This window comes from Caulobacter endophyticus, from assembly GCF_029543245.1.
Taxonomy (GTDB): domain Bacteria; phylum Pseudomonadota; class Alphaproteobacteria; order Caulobacterales; family Caulobacteraceae; genus Caulobacter; species Caulobacter endophyticus_A.
The window spans coordinates 1-19,566 of record NZ_JARQWV010000046.1 but is presented as its reverse complement, the minus strand read 5'-3'; the positions used below and the strand labels follow the sequence as shown (position 1 = coordinate 19,566).

Below are 19,566 nucleotides of genomic sequence, written 5' to 3'. Positions count from 1 at the left end.
CAGTCGGCGGAGTTTACCCTCGGGCCGGCCTTTGGCCGGACCCGGGGGCGACAGCTCCCCCTTCAGGGGGAGCATCTCAAGGAGCGGGCCGAAGACCCCCTCGCGCCCACCACGAGAAAGCCCCGTCTCGGAAACCCTTTGTCACAAAACCCGCTGCGTCGCAGCAAAGACGCCACCCCACCTTCCATGTTGCGTGGCGGTTCAGGCCGCGCGCGCCGCGGCGTCCGTTACCCCTTTCCCCGGACGCCGCGGCCATCGCATGGAGGTTCCTCTTGGAACAGTTTCTCGAACGCGCCGCCCTTTTCCGCGGCCAAGTCTTCCCGGCTCAAAGCGCGCTGTACGAGCGCCTGGCCAGCCACGGCCAGAGCCCCTCGGCCCTGATGATCTCGTGCGCCGACTCGCGCGTCGTGCCGGAGCTCATCACCCAAGCCAATCCCGGCGACCTGTTCGTCTGCCGTAACGCCGGCAACATCGTTCCGCCGTTCAGCCAGGCCAACGGCGGCGTCTCGTCGGCCGTGGAATACGCCGTGATGGCGCTGGGCGTGCGCGACATCGTCGTCTGCGGCCACTCCGACTGCGGCGCCATGAAGGCGTTCTCGAACCCCGCCGCTCTCGAAAAGATGCCCAACGTGGCCGCCTGGCTGCGCCACGCCCACGCCGCCCACAGCGTCGTCTGCAACGCCTATCACGGGCTCGACGAGCACGGCAAAACCCGCGCCCTGTCGCTGGAAAACGTTGTCGTCCAGATCAATCATCTGCGCACCCACCCGTCGGTGGCCTCGGCGATCGCAAAGGGCGAGCTGACCCTGCACGGCTGGTTCTTCGAGATCGAGACCGGCCAGATCCAGGCCTACAACGGCGACACCGGCCAGTTCGAACTGGTTCGTGAAGGCTCGCCGCTGCCCGTCGCGCAACGTCCGGCCAAGCGCATGGTCGCCGCCGACCATCTGGGCATCGCGGCCGAATGAGCAACGCCGCCGTTTCCTCCCCGAACGGCGCGAAGCAAGGGTTCGGCGCGATCTTCTCGCGTGACCTGACGGCTTCCATCGTCGTGTTCCTCGTGGCGATGCCCCTCTGCATGGGCATCGCCGTCGCCTCGGGCGTTCCGGCCGAGCGCGGCCTGATCACCGGCATCATCGGCGGCATCGTCGTCGGCGCCCTGGCTGGTTCGCCCCTGCAGGTCAGCGGTCCCGCCGCGGGCCTCGCGGTCATCGTGTTCGAGATCGTGGCCAAGCACGGCCTGTCGACCCTCGGCCCGATCTTGGTGCTGGCCGGTCTCGTCCAGCTGGCCGCCGGCGCCCTGCGCATGGGCCAATGGTTCCGCGCCATCTCGCCGGCCGTCGTGCACGGCATGCTCGCCGGTATCGGCGTGCTGATCGTCGCGGGCCAGTTCCACGTGCTGTTCGGCGACAAGCCGCGCGCCAACGGGCTGGAAAACCTGCTGGCGATCCCTGGCGCGATCACCGGCCTGTCGGTCTCGACCTTCGGCGCCGCCGAAGCCGCCCTGCTGGTCGGCGTGGTCACCATCGGTTCGATCCTGCTCTGGGAAAAGATCCGTCCGGCCAAGCTGAAGCTGGTCCCGGGCGCCCTGCTGGGCGTGCTGGCCGGCACCTTCGTGGCCATGGGCTTTGGTCTCGACGTGCAGAAGATCGCCGTTCCGGAATCGATCGCCGGCGCCATCGCCGTCCCGGGCATGGCCGACTTCGCCAAGCTCGCCGATCCGATGATCATCCTCACCGCCGTTGCGGTGGCGTTCATCGCCTCGGCCGAGACCCTGCTGTCGGCGGCCGCCGTCGACCGCATGCACGATGGTCCGCGTACGAAGTACAACAAGGAGCTGGGCGCCCAGGGCGTCGGCAACCTGCTGTGCGGTCTGGTCGGCGCCCTGCCGATGACCGGCGTGATCGTGCGCAGCTCGGCCAACGTGCAAGCCGGCGCCGTCACCCGCGCCTCGGCCATCCTGCACGGCGTGTGGATCCTGGCCTTCGTCGCCCTGCTGCCCTTCGTCCTGCGCCAGGTCCCCAGCGCCGCCCTCGCCGGCGTGCTGGTGGTCACCGGCTGGAAGCTGGTCAGCCTGGACCACGTGCGCCACTTGTTCGCCCGCTACGGCCTGCTGCCGGCGCTGATCTGGGCCGCGACCTTCGTCATGGTCGTCGCCACCGACCTGCTGACCGGCGTGCTGGTGGGCCTGGCCCTGACCGTGGTCGAGCTGCTGCCGAACCTGAAGCGCATGCGCCTCAAGATCGCCCAGCAGAACGTCGGCGAGAAGGAACAGGAAATCCGCCTCGAGGGCGCGGCGACCTTCGTGCAGCTGCCGAAGATCACCAAGGCCCTGGACGCGGCTCCCGACGGCGGCGTCGTCCGCCTCGACACCCGCGCCCTGACCGTGCTCGACCACACCACCACCGAGGTGCTGAGCGAGTGGGTCAAGAGCAAGGAGCGCACCGGCTCCAAGGTCGAGCTGCCCAACGCCTGCGTGTTCGGCGAACGGCTGCGCGCCGCCGGCGCTCACTGACCTCACCCAGTCGCCCCGGGACCGAGCTTGCTCGGTCCCGGGGTTCTTTTTGATTGAAGACCGCCAGAGACTTCCGATGAACAAGGCCCAGGAACGCGCCGCCGACATGGCGGCCCAGGTGCTTTGCGCCTATCTTCAGAACAACATCGTCTCGGCTGACGAACTGCCCGATCTCGCCGCCCGCACCTATGCGGCGCTGGAGGCGGTGTTCTCGACCCCGGCCGCCGATCCGGTCGAGCGGCCCAACGCCGATGAGATCGCCGCCAGCGTCACCCAGGACGCCATCGTCAGCTTCGAGAACGGCCGCCGCTATCGCTCGCTGAAGCGCCACCTCAACAGCCTGGGGCTGACCGAGGAGGAGTATCGCTCCAAGTGGGGCCTGCCGGACGACTATCCCACCGTCGCCGCCAGCTTCTCGGACCTTCGGTCCAACGTCGCCCGCGCCAATCGTTTCGGCACCCGCCGCTAGAGCCAAAGAAAAGGCCCGCCGATCCGGCGGGCCTTCGTCGTTCTACCAGGCGCCGGTGTTGGGCATCGAGACCCAGGGCTCGGCCGGCTCCAGGTGGCCGTCCTGCAGCAGCTCCACCGAGATGCCGTCGGGCGAGCGCACGAACGCCATGTGGCCGTCGCGCGGCGGGCGGTTGATGGTCACGCCCAGGTCGGCCAGGCGCTGGCAGGCCGCGTAGATGTCGTCGACCTGATAGGCCAGGTGGCCGAAGTTGCGGCCGCCCTGATAGTCCTCCGGATCCCAGTTGAAGGTCAGCTCGACCAGCGGGGCCTTGCGCTCCTTGGCCTTGTCGGCGTCGCCCGGCGCGGCGAGGAACACCAGCGTGAACCGGCCCTTCTCGTTCTCCATCCGGTACATCTCCTGCAGGCCCAGGCCCTCGCAGTAGAAGCGCAGCGAAGCGTCGAGGTCCTTCACGCGGACCATGGTGTGCAGATAGCGCAAGGCGGCCTCCAGATGTTGCGAAGCGCCGATATAGCCGATCGTCTATTGCGCCGCGACCTTGCCGCGCGTCTGCCGCCGCCAGAGGGCCGCGTACTCGCCGTCGGCGGCCAGCAAAGCCGCGTGCGGGCCGCGCTCGACCACCTTGCCCCGGCGCAGCACCAGGATCTCGTCGGCGTCGGCGATGGTCGACAGCCGGTGGGCAACGACCAGGGTCGTGCGCCCTTCCCTGGCCTTGCGCAGCGTCGCCTGGATCGCCGCCTCGGTGCGGCTGTCGAGCGCGCTGGTGGCCTCGTCGAGGATCAGCACCCTGGGATCGGCCAGCAGGGCCCGGGCGATGCCCACCCGCTGGCGCTCGCCGCCCGAAAGCTTCAGGCCGCGTTCGCCGACCTTGGTCGCCATGCCCTCGGGCAGGCTGCCGATGAAGTCGCCCAACTCGGCGGCGCGGGCCGCGTCCCACACCTCTTCCTCGGTAGCGTCCGGGCGGCCGAAGGCGATGTTGGCCGCGATCGTGTCGTTGAACAGCGCCACGTCCTGCGGCACCAGCGCCACCGCCCTTCGCAGCGAGGCCTGCTTCAGGGCCTTCAGGTCATGGCCGTCCAGCGTCACCCGGCCGGCCTGCGGGTCGATCATCCGCAGCGCCAGGCGCACCAGTGTCGTCTTGCCCGCGCCCGAGGGGCCGACGATGGCCAAGGTGCGGCCTGGGGCGGCGGCGAAGCTGACCTCCGAAAGGCCGTCCGACCGAGCTCCGTGACGGAACGAGACGCCTTCGAAGGCCACGGCCCCGCCCCGACGGTCGCCCGTGGGCGGCAGGCCGATGGCGTCCGGCGCATCGGCGACGTCCGCGCCCTGACGGCGCAGCTCCATCATCGCTTCCATGTCGATGAAGGACTGGCGGATCTCACGATAGGCGAAGCCGAGGAAGTTCAGCGGCTGATAAAGGTTCACCAGGATCAGCACGACGGCGGTGATGTCGCCGGGGCCAATGCGGCCATGCGCGGCTTCCGAGCCCGCCAGCACGGCCATCACCGCCAGGCCCAGGCTCATGATCAGCGACTGCACGACGTTGAGCAGCGACAGCGAATTGGTCGCCTTGATCTGGGCTGCGCCATAGGTCGACAGCGCCCGCTCATAGGCGCCGACGGCGCGATCCTCGGCGCCGAAGGTCTTGACCGTCTCGTAGTTCAGCAGCGCGTCGACGGCCCGGCCGGCGGCCTCGGCGTCAGCCTCGTTCAACTCGCGCCGGTGGGCGATGCGCCAGTTGGAGATCGAGAACGTCAGGACGCCATAGATCACCACGGTGACGATCGCCGTCGCCGCGAACCGCCAGTCATAGGCCCGCGCCAGCACCGCGGCGGCCAGGACCAGTTCGACGATGGTCGGGGCGATGTTGAAGACCAGGCCCCGGATCAGGAAATCCATGGCCCGCGCGCCGCGGTCGATGGTCCGCGACAGCGCGCCCGTGCGCTTGGTCTGGTGGAAGTCGATCGACAGCGACAGGGCGTGGGCGAAGGTCTCGGTCGCCGCCCGGTTCTGTGCGGCCTGGGCCACCGGCGTGAACACAGCGTCCCGAGCCTGGGGCGCCGCCGCCGAGATGAACCGCACGCCGGCCCAGCCCAGCGCCAGGGCGGCGAAGGACAGGGTCACCTGCGTCGCCGCGCCCTGCCCGGCCGTCAGCCTGTTGACCGCCGCGCCCAGCAGCAGCGGGGCCGCCACGCCCAGCGCCTTGCCGGCGAAGGTCAGGGCCAGGGCCGCTGTCAGCCGCCAGACCAGACCGGGCGCGCGCGATCGCAGGACGAGGCGCAGGAGTTCGGCCAGAGCAGCCCATCCGGAGACGGGCTTGGCGGCTTCAGGAGCGGTTCGGGCGCTGTCGCGGCCGGCGGAGGCGTAGCCTCTCACTGCTGTTCTCCGGGCGAATACAGCACGGTCGTCTGCAGGCCGCCGCCGGGCGTCATCCAGTCGGCGCGCCACGCGCCTTCCAGCCGTTCGGCATGCAGGGGCGGCGAAGCCAAGGGGCCTGATGGCGACACGACAATCCTCACCAGGTCCTCCCCGCCTTCACCGGCCACCTGCACGGCGTGCTCGCCGTGCGTGAGAGGCCGGGTCAGCGAGAGGCTGAAGCGTCCCTGGGCGTCGACCTTGGCCTCGGCTTGGGTGACCCTGTCGATGCGCACGCCGAAGCCGGCGCCAGGACGCCCGACCCCGGAAATGACGGCCCCGCCGTCCTGGTCATAGTCGATTGCGAGAATACGCAGGGAATCGGATGGTCCGGCCAGCGGCTCGGAGCCGCCGCCGGCCTTCAGCAGGGCGACCTGCCCCTCGGGCGTCACCAGCACATAGCCCTCGGCCTGGACGGTGCGACCCTCGCGGGTCATCGACAGGCCGAACAGCCGGGGCTCGACTGCGCCGGACAGCACCGCGCGCCAGAGGCCCGAGGCGTCGGCCTCGACGCTGATCGCTTCGCCCGTCGGTGCGCCCAGCCTCACGGACGCTCCGGGGCTAGCCGAGCCCGACAGCGCCACACCGCCCCCTTGCATCGCGGCGGTGACCACCTTGGGCGGCGCCAGATAGGCGGCTTCGGGGTCGCGGGCCGGCTGGGCGGCGGGCGTCGTGCGGCTCCAGTCGCGCCGGCCTTCCTCGCCGCATGCTCCCAGCATCGCGGCAAGGGCGAGGGCCAGCGGCCACGACTTGAAAGCAGCCTTGCGAATCCCGATCATGCGCCTTCCAAATCCTGGGCGGGCCAAGCCGGCCCGAACCCGAAACGCCAATGGCGCGCCCTTCCCGACGGGAGCCGCGCCTTTTCTTTTGTTGGAGTGGACGACGATGCCCGACCTGTCTAGCCGCCTGGGGTCGGTCTGCGTCTACTGCGGCTCTTCGAACACGGCCGATCCGGCCTATCTGGAGGCCGCCCACAGGATCGGCGGCGATTTCGCCCGTGCGGGCCTGAAGCTTGTCTACGGCGGCGGCGGCGTGGGCCTTATGGGTGCGGCGGCGCGCGGCGCGCACGAGGCCGGCGGTAAGGTGCTGGGCATCATCCCGGAGTTCCTTCGCGGCCGCGAAAAGCCGTTCGACGACGTCGAGACGGTGATCGTCACCTCGATGCACGAGCGCAAGATGCTGATGTTCGAGCGCTCGGACGCCTTCGTGGTGCTGCCCGGCGGCATCGGCACCCTGGAAGAGATCATCGAGCTCCTGTCCTGGCGGCGCCTGGACCTGCATCGCAAGCCGATCGTCTTCCACAATCCCGACGGCTTCTGGGACCCGCTGTTCGCCCTGCTGAGGCACACCATCGACCGAGGCCTGACCCCGCCTGCCCTGACGTCTGCCTGGGTGTCGGTCGAGGCGTCCGAGGACGTCACTCCGGCCTTGCTGGCGTGGGGTTTGGACGTGGATCGCGACCGTGAGATCGACGTTCGGCGATTGACTTAGTTTTCAATAACAACGAACAATGTGATCAGCGTCCACTTATAACTAGGACGCGGGGATAGGAGATGTCCATGCGTATGCTTGTGCTCGGCGTTATCGCCGCAGCTTCCCTCGCGGGTGCGGCTCAGGCCGCATCTTCGGAAGGCGCGATGCTCGTTCTGAAGGCGCCACCGGCCAAGGCCGAATTGATCCTCGAAGGCGCCATGTGGCGCTGCACGGGAACGGTCTGCAAGGCGCCGGCCGTGAAGGCCATGCCCGCCGTTCGCAGCTGCCGCAAGGTGGTCGCCGAACTGGGCGCCATTTCCGCCTTCACATGGCGAGGCGAAGCGCTCGACGCCGCCGGCGTCGAGGAGTGCAACACGGCCGCCAAGCCGTAAACCTCCTCCTGATCGTGGAATTCAGCGCCATCCCGGTCCGGCCGGGATGGCGTTTTCTTTTGCGCCCTACTTCTTGTCGGATGTCTTGGGCGGCTGCGACGGCTGGTGCGTCTTGGCGACGCCCGGTCGGGGCCCGACCAGCAGTCCTCCCATCAGGGCGAAGGACAGCATGGCGCGGCTCATCTTCGTTACGTTCATGGCGGCGTCTCCTTGACCAGCCCGGAGCCTCCACGGACGCTCCACGTGTTACGGGACCGGTTCCGCGACCGGCCCAGCCAGAAAGAGACGCGCGCGGCTTACAGGGGCTCGCACCCTCCTAGTCGTCAGCGCGTCACAGCAAGGATGCGCCGCTGCCGCCGCATGACAAGGGAAATACTCCGAACCCGGATGAACTCCGCGCACTGACGATCCCCTTGAGCAGCATCTGAAACAAGCTCGCGGATACTCTCCGCCCACGCACTTTTCAGTGCAGAGTCGCGCCGTCGCGTTCCGCTAGATCAATGCCCGGAACCGCGTCGCCCTGCCCGGGCTTGCCCGCGGAAGCGATGATGTTGGCGGCGGCGCGCAGCATCAGCGGCTCGATCCTCTCGGCTTCGCAGCCGACCAGTTCGGCCGCCAGCTCCGGCAGGTCGGCGCACAGGCGCAACTGGCCAGCGATCCGTTGCAGGGCGAAGCTTTCCTCCAAGGCGGGATCGTTGGCCACGACGCCAACGAGCAGCGAGAGCGCGGTCTCGAGCTTGTCGGCCCGAGCCTTGGCTTCCCTCGCTTGCTCCAGCAGCAGCCTGGCGCTTGAATCCATGGCTTCGAGCGTGTCGGCCAGCTTTTCCGGAGAGAGACCCAGGAGCATTTCGGGGCGGAGCATCGTGTTCACCGTGCAGTCCATCGCGTGTTCTGCTGCGTTGAACGGTCGCACCTTGTCGGGCTGGGCGGTGAAAATGCCGCCGGACAAGAAAGGCCGCCCGCGTCGGCGTGACGCGGGCGGCCCTGGCTGGAAATCTCCGGCGTTCAGTGAACGGCCTAAGCCGCGGCGCCGAACGACAGGCCCTCATAGCGGCGCAGATGATGATCGACCGAGCCGAACAGGCCCTCGATGATCGTGCCGCGCTTGAAGTAATGGCCGATGGCCAGTTCGTCGGTCATGCCCATGCCGCCGTGGATCTGGATGGCGTTCTGGCCGACGAACTTGAGGGCGCGGCCGATGCGCACCTTGGCGGCCGAGACGGCCTTGGCGCGCTCGGCGTCGCTCTCGTCGAGCTTGATGGTGGCCATGTAGGTCATCGACACCGACTGCTCGAGCTCGATGAACATGTCGACCATGCGGTGCTGCAGCACCTGGAAATCGGCGATGGCGCGGCCGAACTGCTTGCGCTGCTTGGCGTAGTCCAGCGTGCCCTCGTGCAGCTTGCGCAGCACGCCCACGCCTTCGGCCAGGCTGGCGGCGGTGGCCTCGTCGATCACCTTCTCGACCAGCGGCAGGCCGCCGCCTTCGGCGCCGATCAGGGCGTCAGCCGGGATCGAGACGTTCTCGAAGAAGACCTCCGAGGCGCGACCGCCGTCCACGGTGGGGTAATCGCGGGTGACGACGCCTGGCAGGTTCTTGTCGATCAGGAACACCGACACGCCCGAGGCCTCGCGCTGGGAACCGCCGGTGCGAGCGGTGACGACCAGATGGCTGGCGAACGGCGCACCGATCACCACGGCCTTGTGGCCATTCAGGATCCAGCCCGAGCCGTCCTTCTTGGCGGTCGTCTTCAGGTCGCTCCAGGTGTAGCGGCCCTGAGGCTCGGCATAGGCGAAGGCGATGGTGGTGGTCCCCGCGACGATGCCCTCGATCACCGAGGCGGCGCCGGCATAGCCCGAGTGCTTCATGAAGCCGCCGCCGATCACGACGGTGCCCAGATAGGGCTCGATGACGAGCGCTTTGCCGAACTCTTCCATGATGATCATGTTGTCGATCGCGCCGCCGCCCAGGCCGCCCAGTTCCTCGCTGAACGAGGCGCCCAGGATGCCCAGTTCCTCGGCGAAGGCCTGCCAGTAGTCGGCGCGCCAGCCGGTCTCGGAGCTCACGATCTTGCGGCGGGTCTCGAAGTCGTACTTGTCCTGCAGGAAGCTCGCGACGGTGTCGCGGACCATCGACTGCTCTTCGGTGAAGTTGAAGTCCATGAGGGCGGTTTCCTCTTATGGTTCCCCTCCCCCTTGCGGGGAGGGGTTAGGGGTGGGGGTGTCAGCGTCGATTGTCGAAAGCACGCGCTGAACAGCCGAATGCGGGTCGTAAATCGCTAACTCGTTGGGGATCCTGATCACGGTGTAACCCCTCGCCTCCAGCCAGGCTTGGCGTTCGGCGTCGCGGGCGGCTACCGCTTCCAGGGCATGGATCCCGCCGTCCACCTCGACGATCAGACGATGCTGGTGGCAGACGAAATCCACGACGTAGGGGCCGAATGGCGCTTGGCGGCGAAAGTGAGATCCGGGAATCTCGGCCTTCTTGAGCACCTTCCAGAACAGCTTCTCCGCCAAGGTCGGCTCGCGGCGCATCCTGCGGGCGGATCGATCGGCCCTCTCGGATGTGTGCAGAGCTCCTGGCGTTCGTGCTGTCACCCCCACCCCCTGCCCCCTCCCCGCAAGGGGGAGGGGAAATCTGGCTTAGATCAAAGCCCCAGCACCATCTTGGCGATGATGTTGCGCTGGATCTCGTTGGAGCCGCCGTAGATCGAGGTCTTGCGGACGTTGAAATAGGTGGGCGCGGCGCGATGGGCGAAGTCGGGGCCGATCGGATGGGCGTTGTCGCCGTCCTTCGGGAAGCCGCGGAAGTACGGCGCGCCGTAGTGGCCGGCCGCCTCCAGGGCCAGTTCGGTGATCCGCTGCTGGATCTCGGTGCCCTTGATCTTCAGTACGCTGGATTCCGGCCCCGGGCCCTTGCCCGCCGCTTCGCCGGCCAGGGTGCGCAGCTCGGTGTACTCCAGCGCCGTCAGGTCGATTTCCAGGTCGGCGACCTTGCGCTTGAAATCAGGATCGGTCAGCAGCGGCTGGCCGTCGTCACCCAACTCGGTCGAAGCGATCTGGCGAATGCGTTCGATGCCGCGCTTGGAGCGGGCGACGCCGGCGATGCCGGAGCGTTCGTGGGCCAGCAGGAACTTGGCGCAGGTCCAGCCCTTGTTCTCTTCGAAGATGCGGTTTTCGACCGGCACCTTGACGTTCTCGAGCCAGACCTCGTTGACCTCGTGCTCGCCGCCCAGGGTGATGATCGGACGCACGGTCACGCCCGGCGACTTCATGTCGATCAGCAGGAACGAGATGCCTTCCTGGATCTTGGCGGTCGGGTCGGTGCGGACCAGGCAGAAGATCCAGTCGCCGTGCTGGGCCAGGGTGGTCCAGGTCTTCTGGCCGTTGACCAGGTAGTATTCCTTGCCGTCGTCGCCGGTGAAGCGCTCGGCCTTGGTCTTCAGGCTGGCCAGGTCCGAGCCCGCGCCCGGTTCGCTATAGCCCTGCGACCACCAGATCTCGCCCGACAGGGTCGGCGGCAGGAAGCGCTCCTTCTGCTCGGGCGTGCCGAAGGTGTAGATCACCGGCCCGACCATGTTGATGCCGAACGGCAGGATCGGCACGCAGTCGGCGCGGGCGGTCTCTTCCGACCAGATGTAGCGCTGCACCGAGCTCCAGCCCGGGCCGCCGTACTTCTCGGGCCAAGCGGGCGCCACCCAGCCCTTCTGGGCCAGGGTGCGGTGCCAGGAGAGGAAGTCCTCCTTGGACATCTCCTCGCCCTCTTCCTGGCGCTCGCGCAGGCCTTCCGGATAGTTCTGGGCGATGAAGGCGCGAACCTCGTCGCGGAAGGCCAGGTCTTCGGGCGAAAAATCGAGGTTCATTGCGCGCTCCCGAACAGGCCGGCTGAGCCGGCGTCTTGTTGTTTCGGGAGGATGATAGGGGTCGAACGAGCGTTTGGAAAGATGACGCAAAGGTCAACGTAAACGTCGTTCACCCATCACGGTCAGCGGACCTCGCAGGCCAGGCGCACCAGGGCCAGGGCCGACACGCCGCCGACGCCCTCCTCGCCCTCGATCTCAAGCGACACCAGGGGCGACTTTCCCAGCGCGGCCAGCAGGCGGGCATGGCCCGGACCGCCGACATGGGCGGCCACCGCATGAGCGATCAGGTCGGGGTCGATCGCATGCAGCACGGCCGCCGCGGCGGTCGCGGCATAGCCGTCCAGCAGGACGGGGATCTTCTGCACGCGGGCGGCGATGATGGCGCCGGCCACGGCGGCGGTCTCGCGACCACCCAGTTGGCGCAGGACTTCCAGCGGATCGGAAAGGTCGCCCTCCCCGCGTGCGCGCTCGACCGCCGCGGCCACGTCGGCGGCGAACTCGCCGGCTGTCCAATCCGAAGCCTCGCCGCCGAACAGCGCCAAGGCGATGGCGGCCGCGTCGCGATGGGCTTCAGCGGCGATGACGCCGGGAATCAGCAGGTCGGGCTGCTTGGCCAGGGCCTCCATTCCGAAGGCCATGGTCGCGGCGCATTCCTTCTCGCTCATCGAGGGCTTCTGGCGCGCGTCGGGCGTCGGGCGGTCGATGGCGAGGTCGAAGGCCTCCAGACCCGCGCCCTGCGAACCGGCCAGACGGCTGACGGTGGCGCCGCCGGCGGCCACGATCTCGAGGCGGTCACGGGCGTATCCGCGCGGGCCGACGCCTTGGCGGGCGCCCGCGTACAGCGCGACGACCGGACGGTTCACCGACGGCGGCGTGCGGCCGGTCCAGGCGGTGAGCCAGGCCGAAATCTCGGCGAGGCGGCCGCCGTCGGCCGGCGGTACGAAAACGCCCGGCGCCGGAAGATCGGCGGCCAGGCGGCGAATGTCGGCGAAGGGCGAAGCGGCGGCGGAAGCGTTCATGCCGCCGACTTAAGCCAGTCCGCGCCTGATGCAAGCGCATAGGGCGCGGATCGTGGTGCGAGAGGCGGCCTTTCAGCCGCCTCTTGCCGTGGATCAGCTGGCGGCCAGGTCCTTGCAGGCGCCGTCACGTTCCTGGATCAGGCTGGCCTTGGTGGCTTCATCGGCCTTGGACGCGGCGCGCTTGGCGTCGGAACGCGCGGTGTCGGCGCGATCCGAGGTGAAGACGTGGCGGCCGGTGCGCTGGTCCTTGATGAACTGCTTGAGCGCCGCGGGATCGGCTTCGCCCAGGGCCTTGGCCTCGGTCAGGCCCAGGCAGCGGTTGGCCTGAATGAACTGGGCGTCGGTGACGCGCTCGGCGGCCAGGGCCGGAGCAGAAGCGGCGGCGATCGAGGCGGCGGCGAGCATGATGGCGGTGATACGCATGGTTGATCCCTCTTGATTGAAAAGTCTGGGCGCAGAGCCGCATCGCGTCTGGCGACTTGCGCCCGACGCCGCGGATGGCGACATTCGGTCATGGCTTCAGAAGACCGACCGCCCCGCCCCATCGTCACGCCCTGTATCAAGGTGTGCGCCGTGGACGGTGCGTCCGGCTTCTGTCTTGGTTGCCGACGGACCCTGCAGGAGATCGCCGGCTGGTCGCGCTACAGCGAAGAAGAGCGCGCGGCGATCATGGCCGCCCTGCCCCTTCGTCCTGATCCGATGGAAAGCCTGATGGCCGCCCAATCGGCTGCGCGAGGTTGATTGAACTTCAGGTCCTGAGAAGCATTTCCTGACTTTGCATCTGAGTTCTCCCTGAAGCGTCCGTCTGACGAAGGAGAAGATGCCGTTCTCAGTACGAGCTTTGAAGTTAAATCCAGTCCATGAACTTTATTACATGTTGCCTTGGCAATGTTACGGCGAGTTAATTGGTCGGATGGCCAATAACTTGTTAACCAAGTAAATTCGAATTCCGATTCACCGCTTGCAAACGCCTTTGCCGCCATAGTGCGAGGCAAGGGTCGTAGAAACGACCGAAAAGCCTGCAAGGCGGGGTGTCTTCGATGTTCAAGTTCACGGCGATCGCGATTGTCGGTGCGCTTTCGGCGGTGGGCGCGGCAAAGGCCGTGACCTCGCTCGACAGCACGCTCCGCCAATCCCCCCGAACCGTTCCGGCTACGGCCGCCGCCGCGACTCTCGGCGACACCGGTGCGGCGCAACTGACCAAGGGCCCCGACGGTCACTTCTGGGCCGAGGCCAAGGTCGATGGCCGCGCCGTTCGCTTTCTCGTCGACACCGGCGCCACCGCAGTCTCGCTCAGCAAAGCCGACGCCCAGCGCCTGGGCATCGACGTGGCCAGCCTGAACTACGAGTACGACGTCGTTACCGCCGACGGCCGCACGCGCGCCGCGGCCGTCAAGCTGAGCAGCGTCGCCATCGCCGGCGCCAAGGTCGCCAATGTCGACGCCCTCGTTATCGAGAGCGGCCTGGAGACCTCGCTGCTTGGCATGAGCTATCTTGGCCGTCTGTCGCGGTTCGAGGCCACGCCGCGTTCGCTGATCCTCCATCCCTGAGATCGACCGGGCGCATGATCGCCCGGAATTCTTGCACGATCCTGCGGGAGCCTAGTCTCGCACGTGGGCGCCGGCGCGGTTTCGCGCTAACCTCCAGCCATGCTCATCACGTCAGAGCCGGTCTCGGCCGGCTGCCCTCGCCATCCCGCCCTGGCCGAGGCGATTGAACGATCCGTCTCGACCGATGGCGTTCACCCGACCGCGATCGGCGGCATGTGGCTGGCCCGAATGTCGCAGCCCAGCCCGCCGGTGCACGGCGTGCACGAGGCCGCAGTCTGCATCATCGCCCAGGGCCGCAAGCAGGTGATGCTGGGCGAGGAGGTCTATGTCTATGACCATGCCCGCTTCCTTGTCGTGTCGGTCGACGTGCCCGTCGTCGGCCAGGTGATTGAGGCCAGCGCGGATGCGCCCTATCTGTGCGTGCGGCTGGACATCGATCCGAGGCGGCTGAACGAGCTGATCCTCGAGATCGACCCCGGCCCCGTTCGTAATGCTCCTGCGCCCAGTCTGGCTCTCAGCGCCACCACGCCCGAGCTCTTCGACGCCGTCGTGCGCCTGGTGCGGCTGCTGGAGACGCCGGCCGACATCCCCGTGCTGGCGCCGCTGATCCAGCGCGAGATCCTCTATCGCCTGCTGCGCACCGACCAGGGCCCGCGCCTGCGCGAGATCGCCGCCTGCGAAAGCCGCCTGGGCCAGGTCTCGAGAGCCATTCTGTGGCTGAAGACCAACTACCAGCTGCCCTTCCGCATGGAGACCCTGGCGGCTAGGCCCGGATGAGCCCGTCGGCGTTGCACCAGCATTTCAAGGCGATCACCGCCATGAGCCCGCTGCAGTACCAGAAGCAACTGCGCCTGCAGGAGGCGCGGCGGCTGATCCTGGCCCAGGGCCTGGACGCCGCCACGGCTGGCCACAACGTCGGCTACGACAGCCCCTCGCAGTTCAGCCGGGAATACAGCCGCCTGTTCGGGGCCCCGCCGCTGCGTGACGCCACGCGGCTGCGCACCCGGCCCGAACTCGTCAGGACTGCGTGACGGCGCCTTCTGGCGCAACGCCGGCCGCGGCGTCATAGGCGGCCTGGTCGAGAATGCCTTCCTGCTTGGCCACCAGCGTCGGGACAAGCGTCTGGCCGGCGACGTTCACGGCCGTGCGGCCCATGTCGAGGATCGGGTCGATGGCCAGCAGCAGGCCCGCGCCTTCGAGCGGCAGGCCCAGGGTCGACAGCGTCAGGGTCAGCATCACCGTCGCGCCGGTCAGGCCGGCGGTGGCGGCCGAGCCCAGCACCGAGACGGCGACGATCAGGGCGTAGTCCGTCAGGCCCAGCGGCAGGTGGTAGAACTGCGCGATGAAGATCGCCGACAGGGCCGGATAGATGGCTGCGCAGCCGTCCATCTTGGTGGTCGCGCCCAGCGGCACGGCGAAGGCGGCATAGGCGCGCGGAACGCCCAGGCCGCTTTCCGTGACGGTCTCGGTCACCGGCAGCGTGCCGATCGACGAGCGCGACACGAAGGCCAGCTGGATGGCAGGCCAGGCGCTGGCGAAAAACTTCAGCGGGTTGAGGCCGTGCGCGGTCAGCAGGATCGGATAGACGACGAACAGAACGAGCGCGAGGCCCAGATAGATCGCGCCGGTGAAGGCGCCCAGCTGACCCAGGGTGGTCCATCCGTACTGGGCCACGGCGTTGCCGAGCAGGCCGACGGTGCCGATCGGCGTCAGGCGGATGACCCAGCTCAGCACCTTGCGCACGACGGCCAGGGCCGAGGCGTTGAAGGCCAGGAAGCCCTCGCCGGCCGGGCCGACGCGCAGGGCGGCGACCCCCGCCGCCAGGGCGATGACCAGGATCTGCAGCACGTTGAACGACAGCGACGTGCTGGCGCCGGCCTCGCCGACCTTGGTCGAGGCGTTCAGGCCCAGGATGTTGGACGGCACTAGGCTGGTCAGGAAGTCGAGCCACGAGCCGTTGGTGCGCGGCGCGGCGGCGGTCGCCGCATCGAGGGCGGCGTGCGCGCCCGGTTGCAGGGTGACGCCCAGGGTAATGCCGATGGCCACGGCGATCAGGGCGGTGATGGCGAACCACAGCAGGGTCTTCCAGACCAGCCGCGCGGCGTTCTGGAGTTCGCGCAGGTTGGCGATGCTGGCCACGATGGCGGTGAAGACCAGCGGCGGCACCAGTACGCGCAGCAACTGGATGAAGATCGAGCCGATCTGGTGCAGCGTCTCGGCCAGGGCGTGCCCAGCCTGACCTTCATCGACGCCCAGGCGGCGCGCCAGCAGGCCGAGTCCCAGCCCGACGACCATGCCGGCGAGGACCTGGACGCCGAAGCCGCTGATGAAGCGGCTGGAAGGGGCTGTCGCCTGGGCCATGGGTCGTTCCTGCTCACATTCAGCGGTGATCAGCCGCCGTTCAACTCAAGAAGCACCGAATGCCTGGCGACGACACGCGTCGGCGAGCCTGGATGCTGGAATTTCCTGCTCGCGCATATGAACACGGCGGTCGAACCAGTTTTTGTGCGATCCGGCGCCAGCCAAACTGAAAGCTCCACTACTCCGGTCGGAATTGGGGGTGGCGGCGTGTCACATGGTGAACACGCCCGCGGCTCACTAGGGTGACTTCGCCCCCTGCCCCATCTCGACTTTTCCGGAGCCGCCATGAGCCTCTCCTTCCTGTTCGGCGCGATCATCGGATCAGGCCTGTTCATCCTGCTTGGTCGCGGCCCGGTGGAAAAGCTGCTGGCCGTCATCCAGGAGCGTGTCGGCAAGCGCTGAGAAGTTCCAAGCGACGCCGGCTGATATTCGCCGCCGATACACGCGATCGTGTCGGAACGAAGTCTTGCGAAGCGCCTTTCTTCTGCATCAGACGCGCTGAGGCGCGCCAGGAAATGTTCAGGAGGCGCTCATGTCCATTCTCGCCTGGATCGTTCTGGGTCTCGTGGCCGGCTTCATCGCCAGCAAGCTCGTAAGCCGTAGCGGCGGCAGCCTGCTCGTCGATCTGGTGCTCGGCATCGTCGGCGCCCTGGTCGGCGGTTTCGTGTTCAACCAGTTCGGCGCCTCGGGCGTGTCGGGCTTCAACCTCTACAGCCTGCTGGTGGCCACGGTCGGCGCGGTGATCGTGCTGGCAATCTACCACCTGCTGGCCGGCCGCCGCGCATTGTAGCGACGCGGCAGCTCCGAACGAAAAAGACGCCTTCGGCCCTGCGGTCGGAGGCGTTTTCTTTTGTGGCGCCTAGTCGAATGTCCACCGGTGTCATACTCCTGGCGAAAACAGGTCGGGAGGAATACGCATGGCTCACTACAGTCTTATCGGGCGCCTGGCGCTGGCCGCCACGGCCCTGACCGCCCTGATCGGCGCCGCGCCGCTGCGGCTGACGGTTGCGGCGGACGGCAAGGCCGATCACCGCACCCTTCAAGCCGCCATCGACGCCCTGCCTGACACCGGCGGCGAGATCGCCATCGCGCCAGGGACCTATCGCGAGAAGCTGTCCATTCCCCGCAATGGCGTTCGCCTGATCGGCAAGGGCAAGCGGCCGCAGGATGTGGTGCTGGTCTATGGCGACGCCTCGGCCACGGTCGGCGGCACGCTGAAATCCTCCTCGGTGACGGTGTCGGGCGACGATTTCCTGGCCCGCAACCTGACCATCCAGAACGACTATCATCTCAACAACGACAAGCCCTCGCAGGCCGTGGCCCTGGCGCTGATGGGCGACCGGGCCCAGCTCTACAAGGTGCGCCTGCTGGGGGCGCAGGACACGCTCTACGCCGCCAGCCGCAAGGGCAGGCCGCCGAGCCGGCAGTACTTCCGCGACTGCTACGTCGAGGGGCACGTCGACTTCATCTTCGGCGACAGCAAGGCCGTCTTCGACCGCTGCACCATCCACGGCATCGCCAACGGCACAGTGATGATCACCGCCCAGAGCAAGAGCAGCCCGGAGCAGGACAGCGGCTACGTCTTCGACCGCTGCACCATCACCGCCGACCCGAAGGTGGGTGAGCTGTGGTTCGGGCGCGCCTGGCGGCCTTACGCCACCGTGGTCTTCCTGCGCACCCGGATCGACGCCGACCTGCAGCCCAAGGGCTGGCGGGAATGGACACCGGGCAAGACCGACACCTTCAAGACCGCCTACTACGCCGAATACGCCTCGACCGGGCGTGGGGCCGATCCGGCGGCCCGTGAGCCCAGCGCCCATGCCCTGGACGCGAAGACGGCGGAGCGCTGGGCGCCCCGCCGCTTTCTCTCTGGGCCGGACGGCTGGACGCCCGGCCGGTTCTAGAGCCGGCTATTCGGCCGGAGCCGTCGCCAGCTCGTCCTGGACGAACAGCGCCGGGGCCGGCTTGCGGGCCGACCAGCCGAAGGCGGCGATCACCAGGTAGCAGACGGCGGGCAGCAGGAAGGCCAGGCCCAGGCCGAAATGGTCGCCCAGGAAGCCGGTCGCCGGCGGAATGATCGCGCCCCCGACGATGGCCATGCACAGCAGGCCCGAAGCTTGCGGCGTGCGGTGGCCCATGCCCTCGATGCCGAGGGTGAAGATGGTCGGGAACATGATCGAGTTGAAGAAGCCGATGGCGATCAGGGCGTAGCCGGCCTGGGGGCCGACGCTGAAGGCCGAGACCAGGATCAGCACGATAGCGGCCAGCGAGGCGACGGTCAGCACCTTGCCGGGCGAGACCTTGGCCAGGATGAACGAGCCGAAGAAGCGGCCGATGGTGGCGCCGCCCCAGTACCAGGCGACCATGCTGCCGGCCTTGGCCAGGGTCAGGCCAAGCGTGCTCGGCTGGCTCAGATAGGTGGTCATGTAGGTGCCGATCGCCACCTCGGCGCCGACATAGACGAAGATGCACAGCACGGCGAAGGCCAGGCGCGGATACTTCAGCATGCCCAGCATCTCGCCGACGCCGACGGCCTTTTCGGCGCGCGGGGCGGCGGGGTTCTTGCGCAGCAGCCAGAACAGCACGGCCAGCGCCAGCAGCACGCCGGCGATGATCAGGTAGGGCGTCTGCACGGCCTGGGCCTGGGTGTGGCGCACGACCGCCAGCTGGGCGGCGGTCAGGGTGGCCGGATCCGGGGCCTTCTCGATGTGGCTGAGGATCAGGGCCGCGCCGACGAAGGGCGCCAGGAAGGTGCCGACCGAATTGAGGAACTGGGCGAAGGTCAGGCGGGCCGAAGCCGTTTCGCTCTTGCCGAGGATGGCGACCAGCGGGTTGGCGGCCACCTGCAGGATGGTGATGCCCGAGGCCAGCACGAACAACGCCGCCAGGAAGCCCTCATAGACGCCGGCGTTGGCGGCCGGGGCGAACATCAGGCAGCCGATCATCATGATCAGCAGGCCGACCACGACCGTGCGCAGATAGCCGACCTTGGCCAGCAGGAAACTGGCCGGCAGCGAAACGACGGCATAGCCGATGAAGAAGGCGAACTGGGTCAGGCCCGTCTCGAAGTTGCTCAGCGAGAACAGCGACTTGAGCGCCGGCGCCACGAGGTCGACCAGGCAGGTCGAGAAGCCCCAGGCGAAGAAAAGAAGAATCACGAAGGGCAGCAGCGCCTGCCCTTTTCCACTCGCGCCACCGTTCACCGGGGGCGCGCCGCCCATGCCTGCCATCTCTGTTTCACTCCCCTGTCCGTCTTTCGCGGGACGGCGTAGTCACCCCGAACGTGACAACGTTGTCAACCTTGAAGCGGGCGCGCGCGGCGCTGGGACCGGTATCGGGAGGGGCGGTGGAGCCGATTGAGCGGAGTTGAGGATGGCATTGCGAGGTAGCGGCAGCTGAGAACGCCCCCTCTCCGGCCCTCCGCCCAAGATGCTCCCCCTGAAGGGGGAGCTGTCGCCCCCGGGTCCGGCCAAAGGCCGGCCCGAGGATAAACTCCGCCGACTGAGGGG

23 protein-coding genes are annotated in these 19,566 nt (G+C 68.0%); 11 read left to right on the top strand and 12 right to left on the bottom strand.

The window, feature by feature from the left end; genetic code table 11:
- The first annotated feature begins 272 nt into the window (after positions 1-272).
- The 3 genes from P7A99_RS24990 to P7A99_RS24980 all read left to right on the top strand — a co-directional run bounded on the left by P7A99_RS24990 (position 273) and on the right by P7A99_RS24980 (position 2,984).
- Positions 273-968, top strand: coding sequence for a carbonic anhydrase (locus P7A99_RS24990; protein ID WP_277796414.1), 696 nt, complete (start codon positions 273-275; stop codon positions 966-968).
- Entirely contained in the window at positions 965-2,515 is a 1,551-nt protein-coding gene (locus P7A99_RS24985; protein WP_277796413.1) for a SulP family inorganic anion transporter, read from the top strand. Before P7A99_RS24990 ends, P7A99_RS24985 begins: the two co-directional genes overlap by 4 nt.
- A 76-nt stretch (positions 2,516-2,591) precedes the next feature.
- Positions 2,592-2,984 (top strand): MucR family transcriptional regulator, encoded by a 393-nt coding sequence (locus tag P7A99_RS24980; RefSeq protein ID WP_277796412.1) that lies wholly within the window; start codon positions 2,592-2,594, stop codon positions 2,982-2,984.
- Between the two features lie 42 nt (positions 2,985-3,026).
- On the opposite strand, the gene P7A99_RS24975 is transcribed toward P7A99_RS24980, so the two are convergent.
- The 3 genes from P7A99_RS24975 to P7A99_RS24965 are packed head-to-tail and all read right to left on the bottom strand — an operon-like array spanning position 3,027 to position 6,178.
- A complete protein-coding gene (locus P7A99_RS24975; RefSeq protein ID WP_277796411.1) occupies positions 3,027-3,464 on the bottom strand; it encodes a VOC family protein in 438 nt (145 codons plus the stop codon).
- Between the two features lie 42 nt (positions 3,465-3,506).
- Positions 3,507-5,432 (bottom strand): ABCB family ABC transporter ATP-binding protein/permease, encoded by a 1,926-nt coding sequence (locus P7A99_RS24970; RefSeq protein ID WP_431307708.1) that lies wholly within the window; start codon positions 5,430-5,432, stop codon positions 3,507-3,509.
- Positions 5,357-6,178: a hypothetical protein gene (locus P7A99_RS24965; RefSeq protein WP_277796409.1), complete on the bottom strand. Its 822-nt coding sequence runs from the start codon at positions 6,176-6,178 to the stop codon at positions 5,357-5,359. The genes P7A99_RS24970 and P7A99_RS24965 overlap by 76 nt, the downstream gene beginning before the upstream one ends.
- Positions 6,179-6,284: 106 nt before the next feature.
- On the opposite strand from P7A99_RS24965, the gene P7A99_RS24960 reads away from it, so the two are divergent.
- Both P7A99_RS24960 and P7A99_RS24955 read left to right on the top strand, forming a co-directional pair.
- Positions 6,285-6,890: a TIGR00730 family Rossman fold protein gene (locus tag P7A99_RS24960; RefSeq protein WP_277796408.1), complete on the top strand. Its 606-nt coding sequence runs from the start codon at positions 6,285-6,287 to the stop codon at positions 6,888-6,890.
- A gap of 68 nt (positions 6,891-6,958) precedes the next feature.
- The gene (locus P7A99_RS24955) at positions 6,959-7,264 is read left to right on the top strand and encodes a CC_3452 family protein (RefSeq protein ID WP_277796407.1); all 306 of its coding nucleotides are present in this window, start codon (positions 6,959-6,961) and stop codon (positions 7,262-7,264) included.
- A gap of 66 nt (positions 7,265-7,330) precedes the next feature.
- Here P7A99_RS24955 and P7A99_RS24950 read toward each other — a convergent pair whose 3' ends face one another.
- The 7 genes from P7A99_RS24950 to P7A99_RS24920 form a co-directional block, all read right to left on the bottom strand.
- On the bottom strand, positions 7,331-7,462 hold the full coding sequence (locus tag P7A99_RS24950; protein ID WP_277796406.1) for a hypothetical protein: 132 nt from the start codon (positions 7,460-7,462) through the stop codon (positions 7,331-7,333).
- A gap of 265 nt (positions 7,463-7,727) precedes the next feature.
- Positions 7,728-8,213 (bottom strand): hypothetical protein, encoded by a 486-nt coding sequence (locus P7A99_RS24945; RefSeq protein WP_277796405.1) that lies wholly within the window; start codon positions 8,211-8,213, stop codon positions 7,728-7,730.
- A gap of 68 nt (positions 8,214-8,281) precedes the next feature.
- Positions 8,282-9,427: an acyl-CoA dehydrogenase family protein gene (locus tag P7A99_RS24940; RefSeq protein ID WP_277796404.1), complete on the bottom strand. Its 1,146-nt coding sequence runs from the start codon at positions 9,425-9,427 to the stop codon at positions 8,282-8,284.
- A 15-nt stretch (positions 9,428-9,442) separates the two neighbouring features.
- Positions 9,443-9,862: an endonuclease domain-containing protein gene (locus P7A99_RS24935; RefSeq protein ID WP_277796403.1), complete on the bottom strand. Its 420-nt coding sequence runs from the start codon at positions 9,860-9,862 to the stop codon at positions 9,443-9,445.
- Between the two features lie 50 nt (positions 9,863-9,912).
- On the bottom strand, positions 9,913-11,127 hold the full coding sequence (locus tag P7A99_RS24930) for an acyl-CoA dehydrogenase family protein (RefSeq protein ID WP_277796402.1): 1,215 nt from the start codon (positions 11,125-11,127) through the stop codon (positions 9,913-9,915).
- A gap of 122 nt (positions 11,128-11,249) precedes the next feature.
- A complete protein-coding gene (locus P7A99_RS24925) occupies positions 11,250-12,146 on the bottom strand; it encodes a nicotinate-nucleotide--dimethylbenzimidazole phosphoribosyltransferase (protein ID WP_277796401.1) in 897 nt (298 codons plus the stop codon).
- A 93-nt stretch (positions 12,147-12,239) separates the two neighbouring features.
- Entirely contained in the window at positions 12,240-12,569 is a 330-nt protein-coding gene (locus tag P7A99_RS24920; protein WP_277796400.1) for a hypothetical protein, read from the bottom strand.
- A gap of 90 nt (positions 12,570-12,659) precedes the next feature.
- Here P7A99_RS24920 and P7A99_RS24915 point away from each other — a divergent pair, with 90 nt between their 5' ends.
- The 4 genes from P7A99_RS24915 (at position 12,660) to P7A99_RS24900 (ending at position 14,727) form a co-directional block, all read left to right on the top strand.
- Positions 12,660-12,887 carry a DUF1289 domain-containing protein gene (locus P7A99_RS24915; RefSeq protein ID WP_277796399.1) on the top strand — a complete coding sequence of 76 codons (228 nt, stop codon included), beginning with the start codon at positions 12,660-12,662 and terminating at the stop codon, positions 12,885-12,887.
- 290 nt (positions 12,888-13,177) lie between these two features.
- Positions 13,178-13,696, top strand: a complete 519-nt coding sequence (locus tag P7A99_RS24910; protein ID WP_277796398.1) for a TIGR02281 family clan AA aspartic protease — start codon at positions 13,178-13,180, stop codon at positions 13,694-13,696.
- A 99-nt stretch (positions 13,697-13,795) separates the two neighbouring features.
- Positions 13,796-14,473 (top strand): AraC family transcriptional regulator, encoded by a 678-nt coding sequence (locus tag P7A99_RS24905; RefSeq protein WP_277796397.1) that lies wholly within the window; start codon positions 13,796-13,798, stop codon positions 14,471-14,473.
- A gap of 11 nt (positions 14,474-14,484) precedes the next feature.
- Positions 14,485-14,727: a helix-turn-helix domain-containing protein gene (locus tag P7A99_RS24900; protein ID WP_277796396.1), complete on the top strand. Its 243-nt coding sequence runs from the start codon at positions 14,485-14,487 to the stop codon at positions 14,725-14,727.
- Here P7A99_RS24900 and P7A99_RS24895 read toward each other — a convergent pair.
- Positions 14,714-16,057, bottom strand: coding sequence for a dicarboxylate/amino acid:cation symporter (locus tag P7A99_RS24895; RefSeq protein ID WP_277796395.1), 1,344 nt, complete (start codon positions 16,055-16,057; stop codon positions 14,714-14,716). The two genes, P7A99_RS24900 and P7A99_RS24895, sit on opposite strands and share 14 nt — an antisense overlap.
- Positions 16,058-16,589: 532 nt before the next feature.
- On the opposite strand from P7A99_RS24895, the gene P7A99_RS24890 reads away from it, so the two are divergent.
- Positions 16,590-16,847: a GlsB/YeaQ/YmgE family stress response membrane protein gene (locus P7A99_RS24890; protein ID WP_101713103.1), complete on the top strand. Its 258-nt coding sequence runs from the start codon at positions 16,590-16,592 to the stop codon at positions 16,845-16,847.
- A 127-nt stretch (positions 16,848-16,974) separates the two neighbouring features.
- Positions 16,975-17,961, top strand: a complete 987-nt coding sequence (locus P7A99_RS24885) for a pectinesterase family protein (protein WP_277796394.1) — start codon at positions 16,975-16,977, stop codon at positions 17,959-17,961.
- Positions 17,962-17,967: 6 nt separating this feature from the next.
- On the opposite strand, the gene P7A99_RS24880 is transcribed toward P7A99_RS24885, so the two are convergent.
- Positions 17,968-19,215: a sugar MFS transporter gene (locus P7A99_RS24880; protein ID WP_277796393.1), complete on the bottom strand. Its 1,248-nt coding sequence runs from the start codon at positions 19,213-19,215 to the stop codon at positions 17,968-17,970.
- Between the last annotated feature and the right edge of the window lie 351 nt (positions 19,216-19,566).

What these genes read in the sequence shown, in the direction of transcription:
- P7A99_RS24955 (WP_277796407.1), top strand. Translation starts at nt 6,959, where the DNA reads ATGCGTATGCTTGTGCTCGGCGTTATCGCCGCAGCTTCCCTCGCGGGT.
- P7A99_RS24915 (WP_277796399.1), top strand. Translation starts at nt 12,660, where the DNA reads ATGGCTTCAGAAGACCGACCGCCCCGCCCCATCGTCACGCCCTGTATC.
- P7A99_RS24905 (WP_277796397.1), top strand. Translation starts at nt 13,796, where the DNA reads ATGCTCATCACGTCAGAGCCGGTCTCGGCCGGCTGCCCTCGCCATCCC.
- P7A99_RS24960 (WP_277796408.1), top strand. Translation starts at nt 6,285, where the DNA reads ATGCCCGACCTGTCTAGCCGCCTGGGGTCGGTCTGCGTCTACTGCGGC.
- P7A99_RS24965 (WP_277796409.1), bottom strand. Translation starts at nt 6,178, where the DNA reads ATGATCGGGATTCGCAAGGCTGCTTTCAAGTCGTGGCCGCTGGCCCTC.
- P7A99_RS24940 (WP_277796404.1), bottom strand. Translation starts at nt 9,427, where the DNA reads ATGGACTTCAACTTCACCGAAGAGCAGTCGATGGTCCGCGACACCGTC.
- P7A99_RS24985 (WP_277796413.1), top strand. Translation starts at nt 965, where the DNA reads ATGAGCAACGCCGCCGTTTCCTCCCCGAACGGCGCGAAGCAAGGGTTC.
- P7A99_RS24925 (WP_277796401.1), bottom strand. Translation starts at nt 12,146, where the DNA reads ATGAACGCTTCCGCCGCCGCTTCGCCCTTCGCCGACATTCGCCGCCTG.
- P7A99_RS24980 (WP_277796412.1), top strand. Translation starts at nt 2,592, where the DNA reads ATGAACAAGGCCCAGGAACGCGCCGCCGACATGGCGGCCCAGGTGCTT.
- P7A99_RS24885 (WP_277796394.1), top strand. Translation starts at nt 16,975, where the DNA reads ATGGCTCACTACAGTCTTATCGGGCGCCTGGCGCTGGCCGCCACGGCC.
- P7A99_RS24895 (WP_277796395.1), bottom strand. Translation starts at nt 16,057, where the DNA reads ATGGCCCAGGCGACAGCCCCTTCCAGCCGCTTCATCAGCGGCTTCGGC.
- P7A99_RS24920 (WP_277796400.1), bottom strand. Translation starts at nt 12,569, where the DNA reads ATGCGTATCACCGCCATCATGCTCGCCGCCGCCTCGATCGCCGCCGCT.
- P7A99_RS24890 (WP_101713103.1), top strand. Translation starts at nt 16,590, where the DNA reads ATGTCCATTCTCGCCTGGATCGTTCTGGGTCTCGTGGCCGGCTTCATC.
- P7A99_RS24930 (WP_277796402.1), bottom strand. Translation starts at nt 11,127, where the DNA reads ATGAACCTCGATTTTTCGCCCGAAGACCTGGCCTTCCGCGACGAGGTT.
- P7A99_RS24950 (WP_277796406.1), bottom strand. Translation starts at nt 7,462, where the DNA reads ATGAACGTAACGAAGATGAGCCGCGCCATGCTGTCCTTCGCCCTGATG.